We start from the raw sequence: 20,815 nt of genomic DNA, 5'->3' as shown, positions 1-20,815 counted from the left end.
CGCGTCGTCGGGCAAATTTTCATACTGGATAAAAGTCTATGAGCACATACCTGATTGGTGACGTTCACGGGTGCTACGACGAATTACGTGCGCTGCTGCAGCAGGTCGATTTCGATCCTCAGCAGGATACGCTGTGGCTGACCGGCGACCTGGTGGCACGCGGCCCCGGCTCGCTTGAAGTCCTGCGCTACGTTAAATCGCTGGGTGACGCGGTGCGGCTGGTTCTGGGTAATCACGATCTCCATCTGCTGGCTGTCTATGCCGGCATCAGCCGTAATAAGCCTAAAGATCGTCTGACACCGCTACTGGAAGCAGACGACGCCGACGAGCTGATTAACTGGCTGCGTCGGCAGCCGCTGTTACAGGTCGATGAAGAGCACAAGCTGGTGATGGGCCATGCCGGTATTACGCCACAGTGGGATATCGAAACCGCGAAAAAGTGTGCGCGAGAAGTGGAGTCGGTGCTCGCCAGTGACAGCTATCCGCTGTTCCTGGATGCGATGTATGGCGACATGCCGAACAACTGGAGCGAAGAGCTCACCGGACTGGCCCGCCTGCGCTTCAGTACCAATGCCCTGACCCGCATGCGTTACTGCTTCCCGAATGGTCAGCTGGATATGATCTGTAAGGATGCGCCGGAGTCGGCGCTGCCGCCGTTAAAGCCCTGGTTCAACATTGAGGGACCGGTAGCACGCGACTACACCATTGTGTTCGGTCACTGGGCTTCGCTGGAAGGCAAAGGCACGCCTGCAGGGATTATTGGTCTGGATACGGGCTGCTGCTGGGGCGGCACGCTGACCCTGCTGCACTGGGAAAGTCAGCGCTACTATGTGCAGCCTTCCAATCGCCAGCAACCGCTGCCGGATGAAGTCATTAGGCAACAATCCGCAGGTTGATCAGACAAACAAAAACGCCCTGAAAATTCAGGGCGTTTTTTATTGCGCGCGGGCTTAACGGCGGCGATCGAGGATCTCAAAACAGTAGCTGTGTGAGTTCTGCGCATCCGCGTCATGAAACTCGCTGAAGGTCGATTGCCACTCATCGGGCTCATAGTCCGGGAACTGAGTGTCGCCTTCCACTTCCGCATCAATATGGGTCAGATAGAGACGGTCAGCGCGCGGCAGCATCTGCTCATAAATCCGGCCGCCACCAATCACCATCACCTCTTCCGCCTCACCAGCAGCCTCTAACGCCGCCTCCAGCGAGGTGACCCAGGTAACGCCTTCCGTGCTGCCCGGCTTGCTGCTGACCACGATGTTCAGACGGCCCGGCAACGGACGACCAATCGATTCAAAGGTCAGCCGCCCCATAATAACCGGCTTTTTCAGCGTGTTGCGCTTAAACCACGCCAAATCTGCAGGCAGGTCCCACGGCATGGCGTTCTCCATACCAATAATGCGATCTGCTGCTAATGCCGCGATAAGACTAATCATGTTAACCACTCACTGGAAAAAATTGGCGCCATCATACGTAAAGGCGAAACTTTCGTCGATAGCGGGAAAGGTCTATTTGCGTAAAGCTGTTTAGCCACCGCGTTTTCGCGCTGATGCAGAGTTTTTCACCGCACATTGGCAGCAGTTGACCACAGCTCGCCAGAGATCCGGCTCAGGCTGGTACAAAAGGGAGAGGGAGAGATAAAAACGGCTCCCGCAGGAGCCGTCGGGATAATCAGAAGTCGTAGCGCAGACGCACCAGATTCATATCACCGAGGTTATCAGTGCTGGAGGTAAAGACATGTTCGTAATCGACGCGGAAGCCGTAGTCGAGGAACAGCGTAACGCCCAGGCCGTTATCGATACGCTGGTAATTACGACCGTTAGCGTACTCGATACGATCGCCCATGACATAAGGCTGCACCGCTTTCAGACCGTACTGCGCCACCGGAACTTTATAACCGGCAAAGTATTCAATGCCCCAGGCGTCGTCAGCAAAGTAATCGTGCACATCTTTGCGTTTGGTGGTCATGAAGTTCTGATACCAGCCACCGCCCGCCGAAAGGGTCCAGTTGCCTGGCGTCCAGCTCAGCGCAGTACCCAGAATGTTCTGGTCATAATCTTTGCTGTCGCCGTTATCCGGGTTACGCATCGCCGCATGGGTATAGTTCCACGCCGTGCCCCAGGTCAGATCGTCAGTGATGTGATAATCCAGACCCAGCGAACCGCCGCCTTTACGCTTGTAGCGCAGGCCGTTGCCTGGCAGATATTCGTTATCGTCAAACAGGTAGGAGGCATAGAGATCGACGTCGCCGAAGGTGTTTTTATACTTCAGCTGCTTACGCGAGCGGTAAGATCCGTCGTAGTCGCCATTGATGCCGTTGCCAGGTGCCTGGCCGATCATGTCGTAATCCCAGATATCGGTTTTGGCGCCCACTACGTCGTAATAGACGCTGTTCTGCTGGCCAAAGGTCAGCTGACCCCAGGTTTTGCTTTTCAGACCGGTATAGAGCTGGCGACGGGTGGTGTTATTGGCGCCATCCGCGTAGTGACGATCCCAGTCGAATACCGCCGGCACATTGACGCCCAGCTCGTAGTAGCTGATCCAGCTGACATCATCAAACAGGTAGTAGTCAGCACCGAAACGGAAACGGGTGCCGCCGTCAAAGCCGTCACGCTTGTAGGATTTATCATTGACGCCGGTCTGGTGGTTGACCTGGGCACGAATACTGCCGCCCACGGTAAAGTTCAGACGGCTAAGCGGATCGCCCGCCTGCGGGTCCTGTTTTAACAGGGTAATTTCCGCCTGGCTGGCGAAAGGGAGCATTGCCATTAGTGCAGCCACTGCACTCAGAGAAAAAGTACGCATTTTCATTTTATTTTTGTCCTGAATCCGCTCTGGTAATAAGCGGCAGGCATAGTACTGATGAAAGATTTGTACAGGAAGTGTTTCAATTATAAAAACGTGCGAAACGACTTTATTCGCACCGAAAGCTAAAAAACTAAGCCAAATCAGTAGCTTTAATTCAAATGCGTCTGCTTATCACGAGCATTTCAGTACCAATAAAAGCCAAAAAAAACGGCTCCCGCAGGAGCCGTTATCACCATTATTTCGCTTTGATTTGTGCGTGCATTTCCTGCACCGAAATAACCTGTTCCGTCGGATCGGCATTCAGCGCCATCGCCGTGGCGAAACCGCCGTTCAGCGTGGTGTCGTAGTGCACTTTATACTGCAGTGCGCTGCGGCGAATCAGCTTGGAATCTTCAATTGCCTGACGGCCTGCGGTGGTATTGACGATGTAGGTGTACTCGCCATTCTTCAGACGATCCTGAATGTGCGGACGCCCTTCATGCACCTTGTTGACCAGCCGCGGATTGATGCCGGCTTCACCCAGCACTACCGCCGTACCGTGGGTCGCATCCAGTTCGAAACCAAACTTCTGCAGTTTAGCGGCGAGGTCGACGATACGTTTCTTATCGCCTTCACGCACCGACAACAGCGCACGGCCTGATTTCTTCATGTTGCTCTGCGCACCGAGCATCGCTTTGGCAAAGGCTTCAGCGAAGGTCCGGCCCACACCCATCACCTCACCGGTGGAGCGCATTTCCGGGCCCAGGATCGGGTCGACACCCTGGAACTTGTTGAACGGCAGCACCACCTCTTTCACCGAATAGTAAGGCGGAATCACCTCTTCGGTGACGCCCTGCTCGGCCAGGGTTTTGCCAGCCATCACGCGCGCTGCCACTTTCGCCAATGGCACACCAGTCGCCTTGGAGACGAACGGCACGGTACGCGCGGCGCGAGGGTTGACCTCAATCAGATAGACTTCATTGTCTTTCACCGCGAACTGCACGTTCATTAAGCCGCGCACGTTGAGCTCAAACGCCAGCTTCTCAACCTGCTGACGCATCACATTCTGAATCTCCTGATTCAGGGTGTAGGCCGGCAGGGAACAGGCGGAGTCACCGGAGTGCACGCCAGCCTGCTCAATGTGTTCCATGATGCCGCCAATCAGCACCCGCTCACCGTCGCAAATCGCATCGACATCCACTTCTACCGCATCATCAAGGAAGCGGTCGAGCAGTACCGGCGCATCGTTTGAAACCGAGACAGCCGTCTGGAAGTAGCGCTTGAGGTCGATTTCGTCATAGACGATCTCCATCGCGCGTCCACCCAGCACATAGGAAGGACGCACCACCAGCGGATAACCCAGTCCGGCGGCTTTTTCCACCGCCTGCTCCAGCGTCGCCACTGTGGCATTCGCCGGCTGCTTGAGGTTCAGGCGATCGACAGCCTGCTGGAAACGCTCACGGTCTTCAGCACGGTCAATCGAGTCCGGGCTGGTTCCGATAACCGGTACGCCAGCGGCTTCCAGCGCGCGCGCCAGTTTCAGCGGGGTCTGACCGCCATACTGGACGATAACGCCCTTCGGCTGCTCGATGCGCACAATCTCCAGCACATCTTCCAGCGTGACCGGTTCGAAGTAGAGGCGATCAGAGGTGTCGTAGTCGGTCGAAACGGTTTCCGGGTTACAGTTGACCATAATGGTCTCGTAACCATCTTCACGCAGCGCCAGCGCCGCGTGCACGCAGCAGTAATCGAACTCAATGCCCTGGCCGATACGGTTGGGTCCGCCGCCCAGCACCATAATCTTTTCGCGATCCTGATTCGGATTCGCTTCGCACTCTTCTTCATAAGTGGAGTACATGTAAGCGGTATCGGTGGCGAACTCTGCGGCGCAGGTATCCACGCGCTTGTAGACCGGGTGCAGGTTAAACTGCTGACGCAGCTTACGAATCTCGCTTTCAGCCACACCAGCCAGCGTCGCCAGTCGTGCATCGGCAAAGCCTTTACGCTTCAGGGCGCGCAGGAACGTATAGTCGAGGCTGTTAACCCCTTCACGCGCTACCTGCTCTTCCAGCCGCACCAGCTCTTCAATCTGCACCAGGAACCAGCGGTCGATGTTGGTCAGGTTGAAGACGCCATCCACGGACATGCCGGCACGGAACGCATCCCCGATGTACCAGATGCGGTCAGAACCGGCATCTTTCAGTTCGCGACGGATGCGGGTCAGCGCTTCCGGATCGTCGAGGTGAACTTTCGGGTCGAAGCCATTAGCTCCGACTTCCAGCCCGCGCAGCGCTTTCTGCATCGATTCCTGGAAGGTGCGGCCAATCGCCATCACCTCACCCACCGATTTCATCTGGGTGGTCAGGCGATCGTTGGCACCGGCAAATTTTTCAAAGTTGAAGCGTGGGATCTTGGTCACCACGTAGTCAATCGAGGGCTCGAACGAGGCTGGCGTTAAGCCGCCGGTGATGTCGTTCATCAACTCATCGAGGGTAAAGCCGACCGCCAGTTTGGCTGCCACTTTAGCAATCGGGAAGCCGGTGGCTTTGGACGCCAGCGCGGAGGAGCGCGAGACGCGTGGGTTCATCTCGATCACAATCAGTCGACCGTTTTTCGGGTTGACCGAGAACTGCACGTTGGAGCCACCGGTTTCGACACCGATTTCACGCAGCACCGCCAGCGAGGCGTTACGCATGATCTGGTACTCTTTATCGGTCAGCGTCTGGGCAGGTGCGACGGTGATCGAGTCACCGGTGTGAATACCCATCGCATCGAAGTTTTCGATTGAGCAGACGATGATGCAGTTGTCGTTCTTATCACGCACCACTTCCATCTCATACTCTTTCCAGCCAATCAGCGACTCATCAATCAGCAGCTCGTTGGTCGGAGAGAGGTCGAGACCGCGTTCGCAAATCTCTTCAAACTCTTCGCGGTTATAGGCGATACCGCCGCCGGTGCCGCCCATGGTGAACGAAGGACGGATGATGCAGGGGAAACCGACATCTTCAGCCACCGCCAGCGCTTCTTCCATATTGTGCGCGATGCCTGAGCGGGCGGTATCCAGCCCGATACTTTTCATCGCCACGTCGAAACGGCGACGGTCTTCAGCCTTATCAATCGCATCAGCAGTGGCACCAATCATGGTGACGCCAAATTCCGCCAGCACGCCCTGACGTTCCAGCTCCAGCGCACAGTTCAGCGCTGTCTGGCCGCCCATGGTCGGCAGGACCGCATCCGGGCGCTCTTTTTCGATGATTTTACGTACTACTTCCCAGTGAATCGGCTCAATGTAGGTCGCATCGGCCATTTCCGGGTCAGTCATAATGGTCGCCGGGTTGGAGTTGACCAGAATGACGCGGTAACCCTCTTCACGCAGCGCTTTACACGCCTGCGCACCGGAATAGTCAAATTCGCAGGCCTGGCCGATCACAATCGGACCGGCGCCAAGAATCAGGATGGATTTTATGTCTGTACGTTTTGGCATGATTAGCTCCTGATTACTTCGCTTTCGAACGGAATGCGTCAATCAATTCAATAAAGTGGTCAAACAGCGGTGCGGCATCGCCCGGTCCCGGACTCGCTTCAGGGTGACCCTGGAAGCTGAACGCGGGCTTGTCCGTGCGGTGAATCCCCTGCACGGTCTGGTCAAACAGCGAAATGTGCGTCACGCGCAGGTTCGCCGGCAGATCGGTTTCATCCACCGCAAAACCGTGGTTCTGCGCCGTAATCATCACGCGGTTGTTATCCAGATCTTTCACCGGATGGTTGCCGCCGTGGTGGCCCAGCTTCATCTTGACGGTTTTCGCTCCGCTGGCCAGCGCCAGTAACTGGTGGCCAAGGCAGATACCAAACAGCGGAATATCGGTTTTCAGGAAGGCCTGAATGGCGCTGATGGCATAGTCACAGGGTTCCGGGTCGCCCGGACCGTTGGAGAGGAAAATGCCATCCGGGTTCAGCTTCAGCACTTCTTCGGCCGGTGTCTGTGCCGGAACGACCGTCAGGCGACAGCCGCGATCCACCAGCATCCGCAGGATGTTACGCTTGGCACCGTAGTCATAAGCGACCACATGGTAAGGCAGCGCTTCCGCTGAGGCCTGCTCTGGCAGTCCTCCTTCCAGCTGCCAGCTGCCCTGCTGCCAGCTATAGGTTTCCGCTGTGCAGACTTCTTTCGCCAGATCCATTCCTTTCAGACCCGGAAACGCCTGGGCTTTTTGCAGCGCCAGCGCAGCATCCGGGTTGTCACCGGCAATGATGCAGCCGTTCTGTGCCCCTTTCTCACGCAGTAAGCGCGTCAGCTTACGGGTATCAATATCGGCAATCGCCACAATGTTATTGCGCTGCAGGTAGGCGGATAAGCCCTCTTCGCTACGGAAGTTGCTGGCGATCAGCGGCAGATCACGAATAACCAGGCCCTGAGCATGAATCTGACTGGATTCTTCGTCGGCGGCATTGGCACCGACATTGCCGATATGAGGATAAGTGAGAGTGACGATTTGGCGGGAATAGGAAGGATCAGTGAGGATTTCTTGATAACCGGTCATTGAGGTATTGAAAACGACTTCCCCCACTGCCGACCCTGTTGCCCCGATGGCCCGACCGTGGAATTGGGTTCCGTCTTCCAGAACCAAGAGCGCTGACTTAATCAAAACATCCTCCAGGGAATAAACAGTCACAATATCTGCATATTAATTCAAAATAGTGGCCTGAATCAATGCAAAAACCGCCTGAATTGTCGATTTTTGGCAAATTGCGCGCATTCTAATGATCGACCTGGTGCTTGTCTACCCTGAGCCGGTATTTTTTCACTATTATCTGCCTTCTGAGTGGTAAAACAGGCATGAGCGGTAAAAAGAGAGGAAAACTCGGTGGAATAATCGTTTGCCAGACAGCAAAAAATCGAAACCGTGACGTAGCGGCGGTTATTTTTGACCAAATGGTCAAAATTAGCAATTTTAAGAGCCGAAAACCAACAATAAAGATTAAAAATAGATTTTACGATGCATTATGACATCGAAACGCCTGTTTTGGATAAAATTAAGGGCAATGAAAACATTGCCCCTTTTCAATCAAGTAATTACCGATTGAAACAACCACATCACGATGGTTCACAACACTCACAACATCGATAAATCCAGCACATCACGCATATCGAACAGGCCAGATTTTTTGTCTTTCAGCCAGGATGCCGCCTTAACGGCACCATTTGCAAAGGTCATCCGGCTTGAAGCCTTGTGGGTAATCTCTACCCGCTCGCCAATATCAGCAAACATCGCCGTGTGCTCACCCACGATATCCCCCGCCCGCACCGTCGCGAAGCCGATGGTCTGTGGCTGGCGCTCACCGGTATGGCCTTCACGGCTATAGACCGCATGCTCATCCAGTTTCCACTGCATGGCATCGGCAATCGCTTCCCCCATCGCCAGCGCGGTGCCAGACGGCGCATCCACTTTATGACGATGGTGAGCTTCAATAATTTCGATATCCGCATAGTCGCCCATTACTTTGGCCGCCTTCTCCAGCAGCTTCAGCACCAGGTTCACGCCCACGCTGAAGTTAGCGGCGAATACAATGGCGATCTCTTCTGCGGCGGCACGGATCGCTGCTTTACCGGCTTCATCAAAACCGGTGGTGCCAATCACCATCGCTTTCCCCTGCTCACGACAGACAGCCAGGTAATCCAGCGTGCCTTCCGGGCGGGTAAAGTCGATCAGCACATCGAAGTCATCGATCACGGCGCCTAAGTCGTCAGCGATAATAATGCCGTTTTTGCCAATACCGGCCATCTCACCGGCGTCGCTGCCGATCAGCGAAGAGCCCGGACGCGCCAGCGCGGCACCCAGTTCTACCCCGTCCGCCTGCTGCGTCGCCTGGATCAGATGACGGCCCATACGGCCCGGTGCGCCGACAATGGCAATGCGGATATTCTTCATATTTATTCATTCCTAAAACAAAACTATGCATCCAAAGCGTCATCAGGTTAACCACGAGTTAACAGGCACGCCACTATTAATCAGGGATAATAAGAATTTTATGCCAGCCGCGCGCGATTATCAGTAAAAGCAATCATGGCAGCGCGTTGGCGAGAGAGAAAAACAAAAAAGGCCGAACAGAGTCGGCCTTTATTTTAAATCACAATCAGTCACTTACTGCACGTTACGCACATCAACCCGCAGTTCTTTCGGCACTTCAAAGACGATATTCTCTTCACGACCAATCAGCTCAATCGCCGCTTCACCGCCCAGGTCACGCAAGCGCTGGATCACCTGCTGCACCAGAATATCGGGCGCTGATGCACCTGCGGTCACGCCGATGCAGTCAACACCTTTGACCCACTCTTCCTGAATATCATCGGCAGAGTCAATCAGCTTCGCCAGTTTACCAGCACGCTGGGCCAGTTCCGCCAGACGGTTAGAGTTAGAGGAGTTTTTCGAGCCTACCACCAGCACCACATCCGCATCTTTAGCCAGGGTACGCACCGCTTCCTGCCGGTTGGTGGTGGCGTAGCAGATGTCATCTTTACGCGGCCCGATGATCGCCGGGAAGCGCTGACGCAGCGCATCAATGATGTCAGAGGTATCATCCACCGACAGCGTGGTCTGCGTCATGAAGCTGAGATTGTTCTCGTCTTTCACCGTCAGCTTAAACACATCTTCCGGCGACTCGACCAGATACATACCACCTTTGGGGTTGTTGTACTGCCCCATGGTGCCTTCCACTTCCGGGTGCCCGGCGTGACCAATCAGAATCGCTTCCACGCCCTTACGGCTGGCGCGCGCCACTTCCATATGTACTTTGGTCACCAGCGGACAGGTAGCATCAAACAGCATGGTGAGATTGCGCGCCTTCGCTTCTGCACGCACCGCCTGAGAGACACCGTGCGCAGAGAAGATCAGAATCGCGTCATCAGGCACTTCACTGATCTCTTCAATGAAGATGGCGCCGCGTTCGCGCAGACTGTTGACCACGTAGCGGTTGTGCACCACTTCATGACGCACATAGATCGGCGCGCCGTACATCTCCAGCGCACGCTCGACAATACTGATTGCCCGATCTACGCCAGCGCAGAAACCGCGCGGATTAGCCAACAGGATTTGCATCGTTCGCCTCCAGTGCCGGATCAATCTCCAGCACCTCGATATCAAACTGAACACGATGACCTGCCAGCGGATGGTTAAAATCGACGGTGATGGAATCACCTGAGACTTCACGGATCACCCCTGGCATTTCACTGCCGCCCATGCCGGTGAACAGCATAATGGCACCCACTTCAGGTTCTCCCGCGTCGATAAAATCACGACGGGAGAAATACTGGATCAGATCAGGACTGACGCTGCCAAACGCCTCTTCGGGCGCCAGGGTGAACTGTTTAGTTTCACCCGCCTTCAGCCCCAGCAGCGCCTGTTCCAGCGCGGCCGACAGGCTGCCATCGCCCAGACGAAACAGCGCCGGCTTGCCGTTTGCACGGGTCGATTCCGCCGTCGAGCCGTCTTCCAGCTTCAGCGTAAAATGCACCAACACCGCGCTGTCGCGCTGTACAGACTCACTCATCACTTACCCTTTCTGTTTTGCCTGTTTGCTGGCCGGGCTGAAAAAGCCCTCCAGCACCACTAACGCCGCACCAATACAGATGCCGCAGTCAGCGATATTAAATGTAGCGAAGTGCCAGTTACCGACGTAGAAATCGATAAAATCGACCACAAAGCCGTGATAAGAGCGATCAAACAGGTTGCCTATCGCTCCGCCGATGATCAGTGCATAGGCGATATTGGCGATCTTCTGACTGGCGCGATTGCGATACATCATCACCAGCAGCGAGACCACAATCGCCAGCGCGATACCGGCAAAGAACCAGCGCTGCCAGCCGCCTTTGTCCGCCAGGAAGCTGAACGCCGCACCGTAGTTGTGGGCGTAGAACAGATTCAGGAACGGCATCAGCGGCTGCGTTTCGTGCAGCATCATGTTGTTCATCACCCACTGCTTGCTGGCGAAGTCGACAACAATCACCACCAGCACCAGCCACAGCCAGCGCAATCCGGTTGAGAAAATAGGTTTACGCATCAGGCAAATTTACGCTCTTCACCGTTGCCGGCTACGTTGGTATAACAGCGACCACACACTTCAGCGTGCTCCGGGTTCTGACCGACGTCGGTAGTGTAATGCCAGCAACGCTGACATTTCTCGCCTTCCGCTTTATGCAGGGCAATTTTCAGACCTTTCAGCAATTCGCTCTGCTGCGCTTCGTCGTTCGCCAGGGCGTAATCCGCCACCTGCGCGCCCGAGGTCAGCAGCACAAAGCGTAGCTCATTGCCCAGCGCCTGCAGTTTGGCCGCCAGCTCTGGCTCGGCATAGAGCGTCACCGTCGCTTCCAGTGCGCCACCGATACGTTTGTCGGCACGCGCCTGCTCGATCACCTTGTTAACTTCGCCGCGCACTTTCAGCAGCTCAGCCCAGTAGGCGTCGTTCAGCGCTTCATCTTCTGCCAGGCCAAACAGGCCCTGATACCACTCTTCGGTGAAGACATACTGCGCGCGATCGCCAGGCAGGTAGCCCCAGATCTCATCCGCGGTAAACGACATGATCGGTGCCATCCAGCGCACCAGCGCCTCAACGATGTGCCACAGCGCGGTCTGACAGCTGCGACGCGCCAGGCTGTCGCCTTTGGCGGTGTACTGACGGTCTTTGATGATGTCGAGATAGAAGCTGCCCATCTCCACCGAACAAAATTGCATCAGGCGCTGGATCACTTCATGGAAGTCATAGTTTTCGTAGGACGCGGTAATATCCGCCTGCGCCGCCTGCGCACGGCCCACGGCCCAGCGATCCACCACCACCATCTCTTCCGGCTGCACCAGGTCGGTCGCCGGATTGAATCCGCTGAGGTTAGCCAGCAGGAAGCGGGCAGTGTTACGGATACGACGATAAGCATCGGCAGAACGCTTCAGGATCTCGTCTGACACCGCCATTTCGCCGGAGTAGTCGGTTGAAGCCACCCACAGACGCAGAATATCAGCGCCCAGTTTGTTCATCACATCCTGCGGCGACACGGTGTTGCCGATCGACTTCGACATCTTGCGGCCCTGACCATCCACGGTGAAGCCGTGGGTCAGTACCTGACGATAAGGCGCTTTGCCTTTCATCGCCGTGGAGATCATCAGTGAGGACATGAACCAGCCGCGATGCTGATCCGAACCTTCCAGATACATATCCGGGGCGTGACCGCCAAACTCCGGACGCGCATCGACCACGGAGTAGCTGGTTGAACCGGAGTCAAACCAGACGTCCAGGGTATCAGGCACCTTAACGTAGTTATCGGCGTCATCGCCCATCAGTTCACGCGGATCGAGATCCCACCATGCCTGAATGCCATCCTGCTCTACGCGCTGCGCGACTTTCTCCATCAGCGCCAGCGTCTCCGGATGCAGCTGCTCGGTCTCTTTATGGACGAACAGCGCCATCGGCACGCCCCAGGTACGCTGACGCGAGATGCACCAGTCAGGACGGTTAGCCACCATCGATTCAATGCGCGCCTGACCCCAGTCCGGGATCCACTGCACGCCTTTGATCTCCTGCAGCGACTGCGCACGCAGGCCTTTCTGATCCATGCTGATGAACCATTGCGGTGTGGCGCGGAAGATGATCGGCGTTTTGTGACGCCAGCAGTGCGGATAGCTGTGCAGCAGTTTCTCAACGTGCAGCAGCGCATCTTTCTCTTTCAACAGCTCAACGATCATGTCGTTGGCTTTAAAGACGTTGACCCCATCCAGCGTCGGATAGGTGCCTGGCAGATAGCTGCCATCCGGACCGACCGGATTGGCGGTTTCGATGCCATATTTCTGGCCGATGATATAGTCATCCGGGCCGTGGCCTGGCGCCGTGTGCACCGCACCGGTACCGGCTTCCAGCGTCACGTGATCGCCCAGTACCACCAGCGACTGAATCGCCATGAACGGATGCTGGAATTTCTGCAGCTCCAGCGCCGCGCCTTTGCATTCGCCCAGCACGCGCCATTCGCTGACGCCAGCGCGCTTCATCACGCTTTCGACCATCTCTTTCGCCAGGATCAGCGCGCGACCGTCGATCTGCAGCAGCTGGTAGTCAAATTCAGCGTTTAATGAGATCGCGCGGTTAGCCGGCAGCGTCCACGGCGTGGTGGTCCAGATCACCAGGGAAATCGGGCCATCAACCTGCGCCGCACCAAACGCCTGACGCACCGCGTCGGCATCGATAGCGTTGAACATCACGTCGATTGAAGGCGAAGTCTTGTCGTAATACTCCACTTCCGCTTCTGCCAGCGCAGAACGGCAGTCGAGGCACCAGTGCACCGGCTTGGCGCCTTTGTGCAGGTGACCGTTACCGATGATTTTACCCAGCGCGCGAATGATGTTGGCTTCGGTGGTGAAATCCATCGTCAGGTAAGGACGATCCCAGTCGCCGAGCACGCCCAGACGAATAAAGTCCGCCTTCTGGCCTTCAACCTGCTCAGCCGCATATTGGCGACAGGCGGCGCGGAACTCGGCGGCAGTGACCTTCTCGCCTGGCTTGCCGATCATCTGTTCAACTTTATGCTCGATCGGCAGACCGTGACAGTCCCAGCCCGGCACGTACGGCGAGTCGTAGCCCGCCATGCCTTTCGACTTGACGATAATGTCTTTCAGAATCTTGTTAACGGAGTGACCAATATGAATGCTGCCGTTTGCATACGGAGGGCCATCATGCAGGATAAAGGTTTTTTTCCCCTTTTTGGCTTCGCGGATAATGCCGTACAGGTTGTCAGCATTCCAGCGTTGCAACATTCCCGGTTCGCGTTTGGCCAGATCGCCACGCATCGGGAATCCCGTTTCCGGCAAATTCAGGGTAGATTTATAGTCACTCATCAGATTCTCGATTCCGTTTTTCGCTCAGGTTAAAGCCCAAAGAACTGCCGGGCCGTTACCACATCTTTCGCAATTTGTTCTTTCAACGCCTCCAGTGAGGCAAAGCGCTGCTCGTTTCGTAATTTATGCTTCAGCACCACGTCGATGTGCCGGCCATACAGATTCATATTGATGTCAAGCAGGTGAACTTCAAGCTGCTGGCGTAAACCTTTTACCGTCGGGCGGGTACCGATGTTGGCGACACCGGGTAGCGGCTCTGGCGTCAGGCCGTGTACCTCTACCGCATAGACCCCTTTCACCGGTGAAACGCTGCGGCGCAGAGGAAGGTTAGCGGTAGGAAAACCCAGCGTGCGTCCCAGTGCATCACCGTGCACCACACGACCTGAAATACTGAAGGGGTGGCCTAACAGCGACTGCGCCAGCGCTAAGTCATCCGCGGCCAGCGCCTGACGAACGGCGGTGCTGCTGATGCGCTTGCCGCCGTCACAGAAGGTTTCGGTGCTGACGACATCAAAGCCATACTCCGCACCGGCTTTCTGTAATAACAGGAAATCCCCCTGGCGACCAGCGCCAAAGCGGAAATCATCGCCCACCGCGAGATAGTTCACGCCCAGTTTTTCGACCAGTAATTCACTGATAAAACTCTGGGCGGACAGGGCCGCAAAGCGGCGGTCAAAGCGAACGCACAACACTTTATCGACCCCAGCTTCAGCCAGGTAGCGCAGTTTTTCACGCAGACGCGTCAGACGAGCCGGGGCTTTGTCACCCGCAAACAGCTCCAGCGGTTGTGGCTCAAAAACCATCACTACCACCGGTAAATTACGCTTCCGTCCCTCTTCACACAGACGGGACATCAGCGCCTGGTGACCGCGGTGCACGCCATCGAAATTACCAATGGTCAGAACGCAGCCGCGATGCTGCTCGTTAAGATTATGAATACCGCGGATAAACTTCATGGCTGACTCAAACCGGTGGAAATCGGCGGATTATACCCTTGAAACCGGCTGAGGTTAACCCGTCAGCACGCCTTTCATGCTTAACGGTGCGCATTTACTGGCGTGGAAGCCCCGGATAAGAATTTTGTCGCGAAATACTGTATTCAGCGAGGCGAAGCTGGTAGAATCTTGCGCCATCAAATACGTAACCGAGTGCTGCTCATAGAGCGACGCTTATTTGCACAAATCCATTGACAAAATCAGGTTGGAAGGGCATAGTCCTCGGCCTTTGATTTGTCTCTATAGAACACATTTGGGAGTTGGACCTTGGCTAATATCAAATCAGCTAAGAAACGCGCCGTAACATCTGAGAAACGCCGTAAGCATAACGCTAGCCGCCGCTCTATGATGCGTACCTTCGTTAAGAAAGTATACGCGGCGATCGCTTCAGGCGACAAAGCTGCTGCGCAGAACGCATTCAATGAAATGCAACCAATCGTGGACCGTCAGGCTGCTAAAGGTCTGATCCACAAAAACAAAGCTGCACGTTATAAAGCAAACCTGACTGCACAGATCAACAAACTGGCTTAATCGCCGCTTGTTCATCGCTTTGTTGAAAGAACCGGCGCTATGCCGGTTTTTTTTCGTCTGCGATATGGCGAGGAAACAGCGCGCTGAAGTCGGCATGGCAGATACGCTGGACGGCCGGATGCTGAATCATTCGCTCAGCAAAGATGATGTGATACTCCTCTAATACCGTATCCAGCCGTCCGATCTCCCTGATCACCTCACGCTGCCAGATCTCCTGCCGGTCCAGTGCCGGAGCGACAAAAAGCGCATTCTGCTGAGCACCAAACGCTTTCATTAACGCGGCATCATCAAACTCGCCCAGAATCTCAACCTGCAAACCCTGACTGTCGATCCAGTTAAGAATCTTACGTCCCAGCATTGAACGGCGTCCCGGAATCAGCAGGCGGCGCGTCTCCAGACAGGCGGGAAAAGGCTGTTCCGGCAGCGGCTGGGTGGACCAGAAACTGACCGGACACTCGCCCAGCTTGACCGAAAACAGCCCTTCCTGCTGGGTCGAGTCGATGGAGCAGTCAGAGATGATCATATCCAGCTTATGCTGACTGAGCTGCTCCAGCAGCATTTCATGGGTCGACTCGAAGCAGCGCAGATGGATCTTCTCTTCCGCCACCACCGCCGTCTCCAGCACTTTGCTCACCAGTTGCTTAGAGAGCGCATCCGCCACGCCCACATCAAACAGCAGATGCGACTCTTTGCGGTAGTTGACGATATCCAGCATCTCCTGACCGAGCATAAACATGCGGTCCGCATAGCGAAACACCAGTTGCCCCAGCTCAGTCGGCACCAGCCCGCGTCCCTGACGGCGGAACAGCTTGCCCTGCAGGCGCTCTTCCAGCGCCTTGATCTGTCCGGTAATGGTTTGCGGCGTCAGGGAGAGCGCCTCCGCCGCACCGACAATCGATCCCTCCCGGCAGGCGTGCCAGAAGTAGTAGAGATGATTGTAATTAATGTGCGACATGGTCCGGATTCCCGCGTAGCTGCGCCGGGCGATTGGCCAGACGCCGCCACAGAATCAGATAGCCCAGCACCGCAGAGAGAATCGATCCAATCAGAATACCGAGCTTCGCCAGGGTAATCAGTTCAGCATTGGTATCGCCATAAGCCAGCGAGCCGATGAAGATCGACATCGTAAAGCCGATACCGCACAGCACGCCCACCGCCGCGATGTCCTTAATGTGGGTATTTTCCGGCAGCCGGGCTAAGCCGGTTTTCACCGCCAGCCAGCAGAACAGGGTGATCCCCAGCGGTTTGCCGATCAGCAGTCCAGCAACAATCCCCAGCGGCAGCAGCGAGAACAGGCTATCAAACGAGACGCCCTTCAGTGAGACCCCGGCATTGGCAAAAGCAAACAGCGGCAGAATCAGCCAGCGCACCCAGGGATGCAGCGCATGCTCCAGGTGAATGGCCGGTGAGTGCCCCTCTTTCTTCGCCAGTGGGATCAGGAAGCCGACCACCACACCAGCCAGCGTCGCGTGGACGCCCGATTTCAGCACCGCCGTCCACAGCACCATGCCAACCAGTAAATAGAGCCCGGTATTGCGGACGTTGAGCAGGTTCATCAGCGCCAGCACGCCAATCGCGGCGGCGGCCACACCCAGTGAAGCGACCGAGAGATCGTGGGTATAGAACAGCGCGATAATCACAATCGCCCCGAGATCGTCGATGATCGCCAGCGCCATCAGGAAGATCTTCAGCGCGGGCGGCACGCGGCTGCCTAACAGCGCCAGAATACCGAGAGCAAAGGCGATGTCGGTGGCGGTCGGGATCGCCCAGCCGCTGCGTGTTTCGGCGTCAGCGCCATTAAACAGCAGGAACAGCACCGCCGGTGCCACCATCCCGCCCAGTGCGGCAATCAGCGGGAAAATCGCCTGGTCACGCTTAGCCAGCGCGCCCATTACCAGTTCCCGTTTGACCTCCAGCCCCACCATCAGGAAAAACAGCGCCATCAGCGCATCGTTGATCCACAGCAGCAGATTTTTGCTGATATCGAGATTGCCAAAACGAAACTCGACCGGTATTGCCAGCAGGTCGCGGTAACCCTGTTGTGTGTCACCGTTGTTGGCAAGAATCATCGCCAGCGCAGCCGCCAGGATCAGCACAACCCCGCCGGTCGCATCACTATTCAGGATTTTTTTTAGTCTGATATTCACACGCGTTATCCTTATCCATCCAGAGATCAATCAAAGTCTCTAAGAGTAACGATAATGATAGCTCGAAAAAAACAGATTATTTAGCGTATATCGCTCGGAAATAGCGAGCTATCGCCCCAGGCAAAAAAAAGCCAGCGACCTGGCGCTGGCTTCGGAGCAGGATGCACTTAGCGGGTTAAGTCATCAAAGAATTTTTTCACGCCGTCGAAAAAGCTCTTGGATCGCGGGCTGTTGTGCTCGCCGCTCGGTCCGCCAAAGCTCTCTTCCAGTTCACGCAACAGCGCTTTCTGTTTCTCGTTGAGGCTGACAGGCGTTTCCACCACCACCCGGCACAGCAGATCGCCAACCGCACCGCCGCGTACCGACTTCACACCGCGTCCGCGCATGCGGAACAGTTTACCGGTCTGGGTTTCAGACGGCACTTTCAGCTTCACGCGACCATCCAGCGTCGGCACTTCAATCTCACCGCCCAGTGCTGCCATCGCAAAGTTGATTGGCACTTCACAGTAGAGGTTGTTCTCTTCACGTTCAAAGATCGGGTGCTTCTTCACCGATACCTGAACGTAGAGATCGCCCGCAGGTGCGCCCTGCTCGCCAGCTTCACCTTCACCACTCAGACGGATGCGGTCACCGGTGTCGACTCCGGCCGGGATTTTCACCGACAGCGTTTTCGACTTCTCTACCCGGCCATGACCATGACAGGCATTGCACGGATCTTTAATCACCGAGCCGCGACCGTGACAGGTCGGACAGGCTTGCTGCACGGTAAAGAAGCCCTGGCGCATCTGCACCTGGCCCGCACCGTGACAGGTCGAACAGGTCTGAGGCTGCGTTCCCGCTTTTGCGCCGCTGCCGTGGCAGACGTCACACTCTTCCAGCGTAGGAATGCGGATCTCTTTGGTCACGCCGCGTACCGCTTCTTCCAGCGACAGCTCCATGTTGTAGCGTAAATCGGCGCCACGGGCTGCGCGCTGACGGCGGCCGCCACCAAAGATGTCACCGAAAACGTCGCCAAAGATATCGCTGAAATCTGCGCCGCCGCCACCAAAGCCGCCGCCACCGAATCCACCGCCGCCCATGCCACCCTGTTCAAAGGCGGCGTGGCCATATTGATCGTAGGCCGCACGCTTCTGCGCATCGGTCAGGATTTCGTAGGCTTCCTTGACCTCTTTGAATTTGGCTTCGGCCTCTTTGTCACCGGGATTACGGTCCGGGTGAAACTTCATCGCCAGGCGTTTGTAAGCCTTTTTGATTTCACGCTCGTCTGCGGATTTGGCGACGCCTAAAATCTCGTAGTAATCACTCTTCGCCATATTTATTTAGCCCTTAACATGATCGCACGGGCGTGGAGAGAACTCCTACGCCCGTGCTGGTTTCAACGGCTGTCAGGCCAACCGTCGCGCCCGGTCAGGGGCAATTATTTCTTGTTGTCTTTCACTTCTTCAAATTCAGCGTCGACAACGTCGTCATCTTTCTTCGCTGACGCATCGCCGGCATCCGCCGCACCCGCCTGAGACTGCTGTGCGGCTTCCATCAGTTTGCCAGACACTTCCATCAGCGCCTGCATTTTGGCGTCGATTTCCGCTTTGTCTTCGCCTTTCAGCGCGGTTTCCAGTGCGGCCAGCGCAGCTTCGATAGGCGCTTTGTCGTCAGCGGTCAGCTTATCGCCCGCTTCATCCAGCTGCTTACGCGTGCTGTGGGCAATCTGGTCACCCTGGTTACGGGTCTGTACCAGCTCTTCGAACTTACGGTCAGATTCAGCGTTCGCTTCCGCGTCACGCACCATTTTTTCGATCTCTTCGTCGTTCAGACCGGAAGAGGCTTTAATGGTGATTTTCTGCTCTTTACCGCTGTTCTTATCTTTCGCTGACACGTGCAGGATACCGTCCGCATCAATATCGAAGGTGACTTCGATTTGCGGCATACCGCGCGGTGCCGCCTGGATACCGTCCAGGTTGAACTGGCCCAGTGACTTGTTGTCATTGGCGCGTTTACGCTCACCCTGCAGCACGTGAATCGTCACGGCTGACTGGTTATCTTCAGCTGTTGAGAACACCTGGCTGTGCTTGGTCGGGATAGTGGTGTTCTTGCTGATCAGCGACGTCATCACGCCACCCATGGTTTCGATACCCAGTGACAGTGGCGTTACGTCCAGCAGCAGCACGTCTTTCACGTCACCGCCCAGTACACCACCCTGAACCGCTGCACCTACTGCAACCGCTTCGTCCGGGTTCACGTCTTTACGTGGCTCTTTACCAAAGAACTCCGTTACTTTGGCCTGAACCAGCGGCATACGCGTCTGACCACCGACCAGAATAACGTCGTTGATGTCAGACACTGACAGACCGGCATCCTGCAGCGCAACTTTCAGTGGCGCAATAGAACGGGCAACCAGATCTTCCACCAGTGACTCCAGTTTCGCACGGGTCACTTTGATGTTCAGGTGCTTAGGACCGGTCGCGTCTGCCGTGATGTATGGCAGGTTAACGTCGGTCTGCTGCGCTGAAGAAAGCTCGATTTTCGCTTTTTCTGCCGCTTCTTTCAGACGCTGCATTGCCAGCGGATCGTTGTGCAGATCGATGCCCTGATCTTTCTTAAATTCTGCGACCAGATAGTTGATCAGGCGGCTGTCGAAGTCTTCACCACCCAGGTGGGTATCACCGTTGGTCGCCAGAACTTCGAAGGTTTTTTCGCCATCAACTTCGTCGATCTCAATGATTGAGATATCGAAGGTACCGCCACCCAGGTCATAAACTGCGATGGTGCGGTTGCCCTGGCCTTTATCCAGACCATACGCCAGCGCGGCTGCCGTTGGTTCGTTGATGATACGCTTCACTTCCAGACCCGCGATACGGCCGGCATCTTTGGTCGCCTGACGCTGCGCATCGTTAAAGTAGGCCGGAACGGTAATAACGGCTTCAGTTACTGGCTCACCGAGGTAATCTTCGGCGGTTTTCTTCATTTTTTTCAGCACTTCAGCAGAGATCTGCGGTGGTGCCATTTTCTGACCTTTCACTTCCAGCCAGGCGTCACCGTTGTCTGCATTGGTGATTTTGTACGGCATGATTTTGATATCACGCTGCACTTCTTCGTCCTGGAAGCGACGACCGATCAGACGCTTAATCGCGAACAGGGTGTTCTGCGGGTTGGTCACTGCCTGACGTTTAGCCGGTTGACCGACCAGAGTCTCGCCATCCTGCGTGTAAGCAATAATTGAAGGCGTGGTGCGATCGCCCTCGGCATTCTCCAGCACGCGTGCTTTAGTGCCATCCATGATCGCAACACAAGAGTTGGTTGTACCCAGGTCAATACCAATAATCTTACCCATCTAAACATCTCCCACTTAAATTCGTTGCCAATTTGGGTTGTGAACCTTTTATGTGGGCGGGTTGTTTGCATTCAACCTGCCAGCACATGCTTTTTTTCCAACGTTCACAACGCTCGATGACAAGTAAATGGGGCCGCTTCGATGCGCATCAAGGGT

The 20,815-nt window shown here is 55.7% G+C and carries 16 protein-coding genes; 2 read left to right on the top strand and 14 right to left on the bottom strand.

What is annotated here, in order from left to right:
• Window positions 1-38: 38 nt before the first annotated feature.
• On the top strand, window positions 39-896 hold the full coding sequence (gene apaH / locus ACX3P5_RS02700) for a bis(5'-nucleosyl)-tetraphosphatase (symmetrical) ApaH (RefSeq protein ID WP_458968264.1): 858 nt from the start codon (window positions 39-41) through the stop codon (window positions 894-896).
• Window positions 897-950: 54 nt separating this feature from the next.
• Here apaH and folA read toward each other — a convergent pair whose 3' ends face one another.
• From folA to ribF, 10 genes are all read right to left on the bottom strand, one after another.
• Window positions 951-1,433, bottom strand: a complete 483-nt coding sequence (folA, locus tag ACX3P5_RS02695) for a type 3 dihydrofolate reductase (RefSeq protein ID WP_233985330.1) — start codon at window positions 1,431-1,433, stop codon at window positions 951-953.
• Between the two features lie 235 nt (window positions 1,434-1,668).
• Entirely contained in the window at window positions 1,669-2,802 is a 1,134-nt protein-coding gene (locus ACX3P5_RS02690) for a porin (protein WP_458969168.1), read from the bottom strand.
• A gap of 238 nt (window positions 2,803-3,040) precedes the next feature.
• The gene (gene carB / locus ACX3P5_RS02685) at window positions 3,041-6,268 is read right to left on the bottom strand and encodes a carbamoyl-phosphate synthase large subunit (RefSeq protein WP_458968263.1); all 3,228 of its coding nucleotides are present in this window, start codon (window positions 6,266-6,268) and stop codon (window positions 3,041-3,043) included.
• 13 nt (window positions 6,269-6,281) lie between these two features.
• Entirely contained in the window at window positions 6,282-7,430 is a 1,149-nt protein-coding gene (gene carA, locus ACX3P5_RS02680) for a glutamine-hydrolyzing carbamoyl-phosphate synthase small subunit (RefSeq protein WP_233985332.1), read from the bottom strand.
• Between the two features lie 468 nt (window positions 7,431-7,898).
• On the bottom strand, window positions 7,899-8,714 hold the full coding sequence (dapB, locus tag ACX3P5_RS02675; RefSeq protein WP_336755866.1) for a 4-hydroxy-tetrahydrodipicolinate reductase: 816 nt from the start codon (window positions 8,712-8,714) through the stop codon (window positions 7,899-7,901).
• A 213-nt stretch (window positions 8,715-8,927) separates the two neighbouring features.
• On the bottom strand, window positions 8,928-9,881 hold the full coding sequence (ispH, locus tag ACX3P5_RS02670) for a 4-hydroxy-3-methylbut-2-enyl diphosphate reductase (protein ID WP_233985334.1): 954 nt from the start codon (window positions 9,879-9,881) through the stop codon (window positions 8,928-8,930).
• Window positions 9,862-10,332 carry an FKBP-type peptidyl-prolyl cis-trans isomerase gene (fkpB, locus tag ACX3P5_RS02665; RefSeq protein ID WP_233985335.1) on the bottom strand — a complete coding sequence of 157 codons (471 nt, stop codon included), beginning with the start codon at window positions 10,330-10,332 and terminating at the stop codon, window positions 9,862-9,864. Before fkpB ends, ispH begins: the two co-directional genes overlap by 20 nt.
• A gap of 3 nt (window positions 10,333-10,335) precedes the next feature.
• A complete protein-coding gene (gene lspA / locus ACX3P5_RS02660; protein ID WP_233985336.1) occupies window positions 10,336-10,842 on the bottom strand; it encodes a signal peptidase II in 507 nt (168 codons plus the stop codon).
• Complete coding sequence (gene ileS, locus ACX3P5_RS02655) at window positions 10,842-13,658, bottom strand: isoleucine--tRNA ligase (protein WP_233985337.1); 2,817 nt, start codon at window positions 13,656-13,658, stop codon at window positions 10,842-10,844. Before ileS ends, lspA begins: the two co-directional genes overlap by 1 nt.
• Window positions 13,659-13,687: 29 nt before the next feature.
• Window positions 13,688-14,614 (bottom strand): bifunctional riboflavin kinase/FAD synthetase, encoded by a 927-nt coding sequence (gene ribF, locus ACX3P5_RS02650; protein WP_336755867.1) that lies wholly within the window; start codon window positions 14,612-14,614, stop codon window positions 13,688-13,690.
• A 306-nt stretch (window positions 14,615-14,920) separates the two neighbouring features.
• Here ribF and rpsT point away from each other — a divergent pair, with 306 nt between their 5' ends.
• Window positions 14,921-15,184, top strand: coding sequence for a 30S ribosomal protein S20 (rpsT, locus tag ACX3P5_RS02645; RefSeq protein WP_006117633.1), 264 nt, complete (start codon window positions 14,921-14,923; stop codon window positions 15,182-15,184).
• A 37-nt stretch (window positions 15,185-15,221) separates the two neighbouring features.
• Here the strand turns inward: rpsT and nhaR are convergent, their stop codons facing one another.
• The 4 genes from nhaR to dnaK form a co-directional block, all read right to left on the bottom strand.
• Window positions 15,222-16,139: a transcriptional activator NhaR gene (nhaR, locus tag ACX3P5_RS02640; protein ID WP_233985339.1), complete on the bottom strand. Its 918-nt coding sequence runs from the start codon at window positions 16,137-16,139 to the stop codon at window positions 15,222-15,224.
• A complete protein-coding gene (nhaA, locus tag ACX3P5_RS02635) occupies window positions 16,126-17,331 on the bottom strand; it encodes a Na+/H+ antiporter NhaA (RefSeq protein ID WP_233985340.1) in 1,206 nt (401 codons plus the stop codon). The genes nhaR and nhaA overlap by 14 nt, the downstream gene beginning before the upstream one ends.
• A 167-nt stretch (window positions 17,332-17,498) precedes the next feature.
• The gene (gene dnaJ / locus ACX3P5_RS02630) at window positions 17,499-18,644 is read right to left on the bottom strand and encodes a molecular chaperone DnaJ (RefSeq protein ID WP_031376015.1); all 1,146 of its coding nucleotides are present in this window, start codon (window positions 18,642-18,644) and stop codon (window positions 17,499-17,501) included.
• 104 nt (window positions 18,645-18,748) lie between these two features.
• Window positions 18,749-20,659, bottom strand: a complete 1,911-nt coding sequence (dnaK, locus tag ACX3P5_RS02625; RefSeq protein ID WP_031376016.1) for a molecular chaperone DnaK — start codon at window positions 20,657-20,659, stop codon at window positions 18,749-18,751.
• Window positions 20,660-20,815 lie beyond the last annotated feature (156 nt).

The organism is Pantoea sp. S-LA4, assembly GCF_054482835.1.
This window is presented reverse-complemented; position numbering and strand designations above follow the sequence as displayed.